Source organism: Allobosea sp. TAB14 (genome assembly GCF_052113865.1).
Taxonomy (GTDB): domain Bacteria; phylum Pseudomonadota; class Alphaproteobacteria; order Rhizobiales; family Beijerinckiaceae; genus Allobosea; species Allobosea spartocytisi.
This window is the reverse complement of sequence record NZ_JBFRDQ010000160.1, coordinates 1-9,662: the sequence shown is the minus strand read 5'-3', so window position 1 is coordinate 9,662 and position 9,662 is coordinate 1. Positions and strand designations below refer to the sequence as shown.

The window sequence follows — 9,662 nt, the reverse complement described above, 5'->3', positions numbered from 1 at the left end:
GCATAGCCCTTGGGCAGGCGCATGATGAAGTCATGCGCGTTGGCAAGCTGCGCCGCCTGCTCGATCTGCGCCTGCGAGGCGCCGGGCCGGCCATAGGCGATGTTCTCGGCCAGCGAACGGTGGAACAGCACCGGCTCCTGCTGAACGATCGCGATCTGCCGGCGCAGGCTCTCCTGCGTGACGCTCGCGATATCCTGCCCGTCGATCGCGATGCGGCCCGCCGTGACGTCGTAGAGTCGCTGCACCAGCTTGACGAAGGTCGTCTTGCCGGAGCCCGAGCGGCCGACGAGGCCGACCTTCTCGCCGCCACGGATGGTCAGCGAGAAGTCGCGGTAGAGCGGGTCGTGATGGCCGCCATAGTGGAAGGTCACGTCCTCGAAGGCGATCTCGCCCGCCGTCACCCCCATCGCCACCGCCCCCTTCCGGTCCGGCACGCCATAGGGAAGGTCGTGCATCCAGACCAGCTCCTCCATGTCATTGACCGAGCGCTGCAGGTTGTGGATGTGCTGGCCGACATCGCGCAGATAGCCGTGCACCACCGCATAGGCGGTGAGCACGAAGGCGACATCGCCCGTGCTCGCCTGCCCGTTCAGCCACAGCCAGATCACGAGGCCGATCACCGCCGCCCGCAGGAAGAGCAGCACCACGAGCTGGCCGGTGCCCGCCCAGGTGCCGCGCAGCCAGGCGCGCCGCGTCCTCAGGCTCCACTTCGCCACGACGGTCGCGAGCCGCAGATCCTCGCGCGCCTCCGCGCCATAGGCCTTCACCACCGGGTTGCAGGTGATGGCGTCGGCCAGGGAACCGCCAAGGCGGGTGTCCCAGGCGTTGCCGAGCCGCGCCGCCGGCGCGACGAAGCGTAGCGACAGCACGAGCGTGAGCCCGATATAGGCGAGCGCCCCCAGCGCCACGACGAGCCCCATCACCGGCCAGTGCCAGGCCAGCAGCGCCGTCATACCGAGCAGGATGACGAGCGAGGGCAGGAGCGCGATCAGGATCGTGTCGGTCATCAGGTCGAGCGCCCACATGCCACGCGTGATCTTGCGCACCGTCGAGCCGGCGAAGTTGTTTGCATGCCAGTCGGTGGAGAAGCGCTGCAGTCGCGCGAACGCTTCCTGCGCCACGTTGCTCATCGTGCGCAGGGTCATGATCGTGATCCCGGTGAAGGCGAAATGCCGCCCGAGCACCGTGATCGCGGCGAGCACCATCATCGCGCCCAGCGCCCATAGCGCCGCATCCGCGCTGCCGACGCCGCTGGCGACCGCATCGACGAGCCGACCGGCATAGACCGGCGTGAACAGCTCCGCGAGCGTGGACACGATGGTGACGCCCGCAACCCAGGCGACCTGGCCGGGCAGGCGTGCCCAATGACTGAAAGTGAAGCCGAGAACGGCCCGGAACGGCTCCCGCCGCCCGGTTTGAGTATCGCGAGACATAGCGTCATTCGGCGCCAGGACGGCAGCCGACTCCGAATCAAGGTGGAGACGACGACGGGACGCCAGTCTCCAGAAAAAGGGAAAAGGTTTGAAAAAGGCTCTGGGAGGCCGCGGCAGGCGGGCCTCGTGCGAGACCGACCTAGTGCCGGTTTGGTCGCTCGGGAGCGACGATGATCATGAATTTCATTCAGTCCTCCCTTGTTCGTGTTGGAGCCGGAGAACCAAAATGCCTGATCCGTGGGCAGAACGCAAGCCACCCTCCCATGCGCCGGTCGCACAGGTCGCCCTCCGCCATTTCAAATCGGGATAGACGGCTACCAGAACAGCGCCAGCACTCGCAGCGCGATCACCAGCACGAAGGCGGCGATGATCGTGGCCAGCACCTGCTGGCGCTTGGCGCGATTCGGAAACTGCCGGGCGAGCAGTCGCCCGAGCGGCTTGCGGAAGATGAAGGCGGCAACCAGCAGGACGATGACGATATGGGACAAGGCGTCGGTCTCAAGCCTTGGCCGCTGGGGCGGCTTCGACGGCTGCGCCGGCCTTCTTCCAGGCCCCGAAACCGCCATCGATATGCGCGACCGGCTTCAGCCCCATCTCCTGCGCCGTCCTCGCCGCGAGCGCCGAGCGCCAGCCGCCGGCGCAGAAGAAGACGAAGCGCTTGTCCTCCTGGAACACCGGCTTGGCATAGGGGCTTTCCGGATCGATCCAGAATTCCAGCATGCCGCGCGGGCAGTGGAAGGCTCCGGGCATACGCCCTTCCCGCTCGAGCTCGCGCGGATCGCGCAGGTCGACGAAGACGACATCGTCCCGGCCGTGCAGCGCCCGCGCCTCTTCGACGGAGAGCGTCTCGACCGCCTGCCCGGCCTCGGCGAGCAGCGCCTTGTAGCCCTTCGTGATCACCTGCGGCATGGCCTCGTCTCTTCGGGTCTGCGGGCGCGGCGTGACGACAGCCCGCGCAGCATCAATGACATCGCCCTCTCTTGCTGCCACCGGCGCCGCGAAGCAAGCTGCTTGCCTCGGCAGCAAGAGAAATGGCAGAGCGGCGCCATGTTCGGTTTCACCCCCTTCGATCTGTTCGCGCTGGCCTTCTACGCCGCGTCCTGGATCGGCTACCATTATGCCGTCGAGCTCGGCCCGCATGCGCCCAAGAGCCTGAACATGCGCATGAACCAGCGCCGCGCCCGCTGGGTGCGCGAGGCGATGATGCGCGACAACCGGATCGTCGACACCCAGGTCATGAACGGCCTGCAGAACGGCACGGCCTTCTTCGCCTCGACCTCGCTGATCGCGATCGGCGGCACGCTCGCCTTGCTGCAATCGACCGACCGTGTCGTCGCGATCTTCGGCGACCTGCCCTTCGTCCCGATGACCCAGCGTGCGGCCTGGGAGCTGAAGGTGATCGGGCTCGCCATCATCTTCGGCTACGCCTTCTTCAAATTCGCCTGGGCCTATCGGCTGTTCAACTATTGCGTGATCCTCGTCGGCGCGCTGCCCTCCGCGCGCAATCACGACGAGAAGGAGGCACGCAACGCCGTGCACGAGACGATCGAGATGAACGTCGCGGCCGGGCGTCACTTCAACCGCGGCCAACGCGCCTTCTTCTTCGCGCTGGCCTATCTCGGCTGGTTCCTCGGGCCGATCACCTTCCTCATCTTCACCGGCTCCGTACTGGTGGCAATGTACCGGCGCCAATACGCTTCCGACGCCGCCCGCGTCTTCCGCTACCCCGAGGATCCTTGATGGCCGACCAGGCGACGCTCGAAACGACGATCCTCGATCTGCTGGCGCGGCAGGAGCCCGGCCGCACGCTCGCGCCGATGGATGTCGCCCGCGCGATCGGCGGCGACCATCCCGATGGCTGGGGCCCGCTGATGCAGCCTCTGCGCCGCGCCGCGGTGAAGCTGATGAAGGAAGGCCGGCTCGTCATCACGCGCAAGGGCCGCCCGGTCGATCCCGACGATTTCCGCGGCGTCTACCGGCTCTCCTTGCCCGACACGCCCTGACGATTCAGGGGCCGGGAAACAGCGTGTCCGTGTAGCCGGCGAGACGATAGGCGACGAGGCCGACCCATTCCTTGAAGCCGTTATCGGCGATCTCGAGCGCGCGCGGCGCGCGGCTATAGGGCTGGGTGAAATCATCCGGCTTGCCGCGCGACCAGTAGTCGACCGGGAAGGCCTCGACCGCGAAGCCTGCCTTGCGGAAGACGCCCATCGCGCGCGGCATGTGCCAGGCCGAGGTCACCAGCAGCCAGCGCTCGCCGGGCTTGGGATCGACGAGGCGGCGCGTGAAGACCGCGTTTTCGAGGGTGTTGCGCGATTTGTCCTCCAGGATGAGCCGGCCCGGTTCCAGTCCGAGCCCCTCCATCAAACGCTTGGCGCCATCAGCCTCGGTCACCGTCGCCTCCGAGATCAGATTGGCGGCGCCGCCCGCGAAGACGATCTTGGCCTGCGGGTGCAGGCGCGCCAGCTCCACCGCCTTCGTCATCCGCGAGGCCGAAGCATTGAGCACCACGTCGCCGCGCGCCAACCCGATCGCCCCGCCGAGCACGACGATGCCGGTCACCGGCCCCTTCGCCGCGTCCTGCTGCGGAAACCGGTCCTCCAGCGGGCGGATGACCGCACGCGGCAGCGGGCTGAACGCCATCAGCCCGAGCATGATCACCGCAAACAGCCCGAGCCAGCGCGCGGGCCGCGCGAAACGGGAGAAAGCGAGGAGCGCCGCAAGTCCGGCCAGCAGGATGACGAAATTGACCGGCGAGAACAGGAACCAGACAATCTTGGAAAGGACGAAGAACATCGCTGGCCCGGATCGAGAGGAAGATCGCTCACCCGCTATAGCCGCCGAATGCTGACAGCTTTCTAAAGCCGCTCTCTTCAGCGAATGATCTGCGGGGGACTCTGCGGGCGCCGCGACGGCGTCCGAGGCAGCGACTTCGCCACCTCGATCGCGCGCTCGGCCACCTCACGCAATTCGCAGCCGGCCTGCCGGCCGGGCTGGAGGCCGTCGCGCTGGCCGGCGCCGTAGAGCGCGCATTTCTGCGCGACATAGCTTTCCCAGGTCAGTTGCAACGCCGCGAGCCGGCTGCGCTGGCCGGCATCGAGCGGACGCGACGCCATCTGCAAAGCGAGGTTGAGCCGCTCGCGCCAGGCCACCTCCTCGCGACGAGCGCATCCGGCCTCCGCCCCACGCGGGTCGCTGCTGGCGGCTCGGACGCAAGGCACCGCGACAGCGCCGATGCAGGCTGCCGGCGATGCGCCATTGTCCCGCAGGCATGCGGCGAGCTGGGTCCGGTCCGCCGGAGCGGCCGGTGCCGGCGTCGCATCCTGCGCCAGCGCCGGCACGGAGAGGGAAGTCAGGATGCAAAGCGCGGCGAAGGAACGGATCATCCCCGCATCATGCCAGCCGCCGCCTTGCGATCAAGCCGCCAGGCGCGTCCTCACGCAATCGGCAACGGCAACGCGGCCTTGGCCGCCGGCCGCGCGAAAATCGTCTCGTACCAGCGCCGCACCGCCGGCCGCTCCACGCGCTCGACCGGCATGTTGAGCCAGCGATGTGCGCCACAGCCGACAGTGATGTTCGCCACGCTGATGCGCTCGCCCGCCAGGAAAGGCCGCTCCGCCAACTGGTCCTCGATGATCGCCATCAGCGCCTCGGCCCGCTTCATGCCCTCGGTAATCACCTTGGGCTCGGTATAGCCCGGCACCTTGCGCACCACGCCCCAAAGCACCGGCGCCAGCGCCGGCTGCAACTCGGAGAGCATCCAGTCCATCCAGCGTTCGGCTTCGGCCCGCCGCGCCGGCTCCTCCTCCCACAAGGTGGAGGCGCCATAGCGTGCCGCCAGATAGCGCACGATGCTGTTCGACTCCCACAGGCGGAAATCGCCATCCTCCAGCACGGGAATCTGCCTGTTCGGATTCATCGCGCGGAATTCGGGCGTATCGAGCCCTCCGAACGGACCACCGACATCGACGCGCTCGAAAGCCTGCCCGACCTCCCCGGCCGCCCAGACGACCTTCTGGACATTGATCGAACTCAAACGCCCCCAGATCTTCAGCATGCCCGGCCCTCTCAGGCGAATTCCATGATGACGGCGTCGACGGCAAGCGAGTCGCCTTCCTTCGCCAGGATCTTGGCGATGGTGGCGTCCTTTTCGGCGCGCAGCACGTTCTCCATCTTCATCGCCTCGACCATGGCGAGCGGCTCGCCCGCCTTGACCTCCTGCCCGACCGTCACCGCGATCGACTTGACCAAGCCCGGCATCGGACAGAGCAGGACCTTGCCCGTATCGGCCGCGACCTTTTCCGGCATCAGCGCCGTGAGCTCCGCCTCGCGCTGCGTATAGACATGAGCGTTCGCATAGGCGCCGGCATGGCCGAGCGCGACACCATTGAGGATCGGCCGGATCTGCGCCGCAACCTTCACCCCGTCGAGCGTACCGTGCCAGACCGGCTCGCCCGGGATCCAATCGCTGACGACGCTGACGCTGCGGCCCGGGAAGGCGATGACGACCGCCTCACCCTGCTCGATCACCTCGCCCTCGAAGCGCTCAGCCCCGAGCTGGACGATGCGCTGCCGGTCGAAGGCGACCTTGCGCCAGCCTTCCATCTGCGCCGAGACGTTTCGCTTGCGCTGGTTGAGCTTGTGGTCGCAGGCGATCGCGATCGCCGCCATGCGCAGCGCCGTCTCGCCCTGCGGCGCCGGCAGCGAGAAACCCTCGGGGAACTCCTCGGCGATGAAGCCGGTCGAGAGGTTGCCGGCGATCCAGCGCGGATGCTGCATCACCGCCGCGACGAAGGGGATGTTGTGGCGGATGCCGTCGATAGCGAAGGCATCGAGCGCGCGGCCTTGCGCCTTGATCGCCGCCTCGCGCGTCGGCGCRTGSGTCACSAGYTTYGCGATCATCGGRTCGTAATAGATCGAGATCTCGCCGCCYTCGAAGACRCCGGTGTCGTTCCGGACCGTCGCCTCGCCATCCGGCCCCTCGCTCGGCGGGCGGTAGGTCACGAGCCGGCCGGTCGAGGGCAGGAAGTTGCGGGTCGGATCCTCGGCATAGACCCTGGATTCGACCGCCCAGCCGTCGAGCTTCACATCCGCCTGCGCGATCGCGAGCTTCTCACCATAGGCGACGCGGATCATCTGCTCGACGAGGTCGATGCCGGTGACCATCTCGGTGACGGGATGCTCGACCTGCAGGCGCGTGTTCATCTCGAGGAAGTAGAAGGACTTGTCCTGCCCGGCGACGAACTCGACCGTGCCGGCCGAGTCGTAGTTCACCGCCTTGGCGAGCGCGACCGCCTGCTCGCCCATCTTGCGGCGGGTCGCTTCATCCAGCAGCGGCGACGGCGCCTCCTCCAGCACYTTCTGGTTGCGGCGCTGGATCGAGCAYTCGCGCTCGCCGAGATAGATGACGTTGCCGTGCTTGTCGCCRAGMACCTGGATCTCGATATGGCGGGGATCGACGATGAACTTCTCGACGAAGACGCGGTCGTCGCCGAAGGAGGACGCGGCTTCCGACTTGGCGCGGGCGAAGCCTTCCGCGACCTCGCCCGAGGAATGGGCGATGCGCATGCCCTTGCCGCCGCCGCCGGCCGAGGCCTTGATCATCACGGGATAGCCGATCTCGTCGGCGATGGTCACCGCATGCTCGGGGCTCTCGATGATGCCGAGGAAGCCCGGCACCGTCGAAACCTTCGCGGCGGCCGCCGCCTTCTTCGACTCGATCTTGTCGCCCATCGCGGCGATCGCCCCGGGATTGGGCCCGATGAAGACGATGCCGTTATCCTTCAGCGCCTGGGCGAAGGCCTCGCGCTCGGACAGAAAGCCGTAACCGGGATGCACGGCCTGCGCGCCCGTCTGCTTGCAGGCATCGATGATCTTGTCGATCAGCAGATAGGACTGGGCAGCGGGCGCCGCGCCGATATGCACGGCCTCGTCGGCCATCTCGACATGCAGYGCATCGCGATCCGCATCGGAATAGACGGCCACCGTCTTGATGCCCATGCGTCGCGCTGTCTTGATCACACGACAGGCGATCTCGCCACGGTTCGCGATCAGGATCTTCGTGAACATGCGTGGCCACTCCCGGCTTCAGACGTACCTGCAATAGCCGGGGTGTATGGGACGCCGCAACCGGCGTCCACCGATGCGAAAGTCGGCTATGGCATTGRACCGATACCATAGCCGGAAAATCGATCGCCCCCGTATCCAGCCGGATGCGGGGGCGATCGATACAAATCCGATGTGCGAAGATGCGCAGTCAGCTCGCCAGCAGGACACGATGGGCCGCGCCGGTACTCTTGGCCATGTTCTTGGCGGCCCCCTTGGCGAAGGCGAAGGACAAAAGCAGCTCGTCGCAATGCTCCGCCTCGCGGACGATCTCGAAGGCGATGCGCTGGGCGGTCGCGGTCGGCCCCTCGCCGGCCGAGAGCGTCGTTGCCAGCCAATGTGCCTTGTCGCGGTCGATGACGCCGGTCGGGCGGTTTTCCCAGACGGCGAAGTCGACGGTGAGCGCGACCAGATAATCTGCAAAGGCCGCGCAGCTCTTCGCCACCGCCCGGTCGAGAGCGACCAGGACATCGATGATGTCGCGCGTCAGGACGAYGTCGCTCAAGATTTCGCGCTGAAGCATCTTGACGTCTTGATCGTCAATCGCGCGACGATCCATCACGCAATCGACGAATTCACGAAGCTCATGTCCAATCATGTCTGAACCCCTGTCCGGCGTTGTTTTGTGCCGGTACGTTCCTGCTGTGGGAACACCATGCGCCGGGGTCGGGAAGCAGGTGGTTAACGCGCAAATCTGAACGATTATTCAGGTTAAACGAGACTGAGTCGATGTGGTTGCGAGGATGTTACCAGCGGTCGCTGACATAGCGACCAGCGGACCATCCCGCCGGCCGAAACGCACGTCGTTCGAGCCGGGGCACTTTCAGCCCCGGTGAGGGAGCACCGCTCTCAAGCTCGCCTCTCTTACGCGACGGCGGCCTGCGCCAGGCCCAGCGCAGCGGGCAGTTCGGTGATCTCGCGCAAGGCATGTCTCGCCCCAAGCGCAATGAGGCTCTCGACCGGCTGGAACCCCCATGAGACGGCGACGGGAACGACGCCGGCCGCCACCGCCATCTCGATATCGAAGGAGCTGTCGCCGACCATCGCGGTGCGCCCGGCCGCGGCGCTCGTCTCGGCCATGGCGTTCAGGATCATGCCGGGATGGGGCTTCGAGGGCGCATCGTCGGCCGACTGAACGGTATCGAACAACCCCTGCCAGCCATGACGCGCAACGATGAATTCGGCACCTTTGCGCGACTTGCCCGTGGCGATGCCGAGCTTGAGGCCCGGCACGGCCTTGAGTCGCGCCAGCGTTTCCGCGACGCCGGGAAAGAGCGGCTCGTCCAGCGACGGATCGGTCTGCGCCTGCAGGCGCATGGCGCCGAAGACCTCGCGATAGGTCTGCGTCAGCAAGTCGTCCGGCCTGTCGATCCCTGCGAGGCGCGCCAGCGCGATGTCCAGCGTCAATCCGACGATGCCGAGCCCGGCTTCACGGCCGGGATGCACCCGGCCGCAGCGCTTGAAGGTCTCGTATTGCGCGCCGAGAAGAATCGCCTCTGAATTGATCAGCGTGCCGTCGAGATCGAAGATGATGAGATCCATGCGGGCGCTTTAGAGCATCGGCCCGAAAAGGGGAACGCGGTTTTCGGAAGACGCCGATGCAAAACCGAAGTCCGGCGTATCGAGACACCGCGCTATTGCCAGCCGGTCATGCCCCCCTCGCCGGGAGCCCCCCTCTCAACCCCTGGCCTCGCGGGCGCAGGCGTCGATCGCCTTGCGCAGATCGGCCCCGTCGAGCCCCTTGGCGCGCGCCTCCTTGCGGCATTCGGCCCGCTGCGCGAGGTCGGGGCGCTTGGCGTTGAAGCAGGCGGTCAGCGCCGCGATCCGCTCCGAACCTGCCAGCTTGCGCGCATCGACCTCGTCCTTGCAGGCGGCTCGGGCCGCGACCGCGGTCGGCTTGCCGTCCCGCGTCACGCCGTCCTGCGCATAGAGCTGCACGCCCGGAAACTTGCCCTGCATGCACTGCCGCATCGCCGAGCGCAGGTCCTCCCCCGACAGCGCGACGTTCTCGGCAACGCAATCCTGCCGCGCCTTGGCTCGCTCGGCCCGTGGGATCGGCTCATCCGCGGCCGCGGCAACCGGCGCGGCAGGCTTGATGGCGGGCGCGGAACTTTGTGCCTGGGC

Annotated in this window: 12 protein-coding genes; 2 read left to right on the top strand and 10 right to left on the bottom strand. The window is 67.0% G+C overall.

The genetic code is table 11. The annotated features are described in order from the left end of the window. The 3 genes from AB4Y99_RS20850 to AB4Y99_RS20840 all read right to left on the bottom strand — a co-directional run. A partial coding sequence (locus tag AB4Y99_RS20850) for an ABC transporter ATP-binding protein (RefSeq protein WP_441524662.1) occupies positions 1–1,433 on the bottom strand: 1,433 nt, incomplete at its 3' end. A 314-nt stretch (positions 1,434–1,747) separates the two neighbouring features. Further along, entirely contained in the window at positions 1,748–1,921 is a 174-nt protein-coding gene (locus tag AB4Y99_RS20845; RefSeq protein ID WP_156116002.1) for a hypothetical protein, read from the bottom strand. Between the two features lie 10 nt (positions 1,922–1,931). Then, positions 1,932–2,342, bottom strand: a complete 411-nt coding sequence (locus tag AB4Y99_RS20840; protein WP_038365471.1) for a rhodanese-like domain-containing protein — start codon at positions 2,340–2,342, stop codon at positions 1,932–1,934. A gap of 138 nt (positions 2,343–2,480) precedes the next feature. Here AB4Y99_RS20840 and AB4Y99_RS20835 point away from each other — a divergent pair, with 138 nt between their 5' ends. Together AB4Y99_RS20835 and AB4Y99_RS20830 are read left to right on the top strand one after the other, a co-directional pair. After that, positions 2,481–3,173 carry a DUF599 domain-containing protein gene (locus AB4Y99_RS20835; protein WP_038365468.1) on the top strand — a complete coding sequence of 231 codons (693 nt, stop codon included), beginning with the start codon at positions 2,481–2,483 and terminating at the stop codon, positions 3,171–3,173. Then, a complete protein-coding gene (locus tag AB4Y99_RS20830; protein ID WP_038365466.1) occupies positions 3,173–3,436 on the top strand; it encodes a DUF3253 domain-containing protein in 264 nt (87 codons plus the stop codon). Before AB4Y99_RS20835 ends, AB4Y99_RS20830 begins: the two co-directional genes overlap by 1 nt. Before the next feature lie 4 nt (positions 3,437–3,440). On the opposite strand, the gene AB4Y99_RS20825 is transcribed toward AB4Y99_RS20830, so the two are convergent. From AB4Y99_RS20825 to AB4Y99_RS20795, 7 genes are all read right to left on the bottom strand, one after another. Next, the gene (locus tag AB4Y99_RS20825; RefSeq protein ID WP_191124261.1) at positions 3,441–4,229 is read right to left on the bottom strand and encodes a YdcF family protein; all 789 of its coding nucleotides are present in this window, start codon (positions 4,227–4,229) and stop codon (positions 3,441–3,443) included. A gap of 77 nt (positions 4,230–4,306) precedes the next feature. Continuing rightward, positions 4,307–4,819 carry a lysozyme inhibitor LprI family protein gene (locus AB4Y99_RS20820; RefSeq protein WP_441524661.1) on the bottom strand — a complete coding sequence of 171 codons (513 nt, stop codon included), beginning with the start codon at positions 4,817–4,819 and terminating at the stop codon, positions 4,307–4,309. Between the two features lie 50 nt (positions 4,820–4,869). Next, the gene (locus tag AB4Y99_RS20815) at positions 4,870–5,490 is read right to left on the bottom strand and encodes a glutathione S-transferase family protein (protein WP_441524660.1); all 621 of its coding nucleotides are present in this window, start codon (positions 5,488–5,490) and stop codon (positions 4,870–4,872) included. A gap of 11 nt (positions 5,491–5,501) precedes the next feature. Then, positions 5,502–7,502 carry an acetyl-CoA carboxylase biotin carboxylase subunit gene (locus AB4Y99_RS20810; protein ID WP_441524659.1) on the bottom strand — a complete coding sequence of 667 codons (2,001 nt, stop codon included), beginning with the start codon at positions 7,500–7,502 and terminating at the stop codon, positions 5,502–5,504. 187 nt (positions 7,503–7,689) lie between these two features. Next, positions 7,690–8,043: a hypothetical protein gene (locus tag AB4Y99_RS20805; protein WP_441524658.1), complete on the bottom strand. Its 354-nt coding sequence runs from the start codon at positions 8,041–8,043 to the stop codon at positions 7,690–7,692. Positions 8,044–8,402: 359 nt separating this feature from the next. Further along, positions 8,403–9,080 (bottom strand): HAD-IA family hydrolase, encoded by a 678-nt coding sequence (locus tag AB4Y99_RS20800; RefSeq protein ID WP_038365452.1) that lies wholly within the window; start codon positions 9,078–9,080, stop codon positions 8,403–8,405. A gap of 135 nt (positions 9,081–9,215) precedes the next feature. Then, positions 9,216–9,662 (bottom strand): hypothetical protein (locus AB4Y99_RS20795; RefSeq protein ID WP_441524657.1); only part of this gene is annotated, 447 nt, incomplete at its 5' end.